The organism is Psychrobacter sp. TB20-MNA-CIBAN-0197 (genome assembly GCF_040309765.1).
Taxonomy (GTDB): domain Bacteria; phylum Pseudomonadota; class Gammaproteobacteria; order Pseudomonadales; family Moraxellaceae; genus Psychrobacter; species Psychrobacter submarinus.
Map to the genome: position 1 here is coordinate 1 of NZ_JBEOPC010001037.1, position 253 is coordinate 253.

The 253-nt window shown below is 68.8% G+C and carries 1 protein-coding gene; it reads left to right on the top strand.

Annotated features, from left to right (window positions below; translation table 11 throughout):
• Positions 1 to 253: site-specific integrase (locus tag AAEY83_RS17050; protein ID WP_351061027.1), on the top strand; the 253-nt coding region annotated here is incomplete at both ends.

Sequence of the window (253 nt, forward strand, 5' to 3'; positions counted from 1 at the left end):
GCATGAAACCGGCGCCGAGACTTACGCGCCCGATGCACTCGGGCGCCTGGTGCGCACCGCGCTGCGACGCCTGCAGGTCGAGCTGCAGCGCTGGGGCGTGTTGTCGCTGTGGGACGCGGCGCAGCTGCAAAAAACCAGTGCGCATGCGTTGCGCCATACGTTCGGCACCGACGCGACCGCGCGCGGTGTGCCGATCGACGTGGTGCAGCAAATCCTCGGCCACGCGTCGCTCGCCACCACCTCGATCTACGTG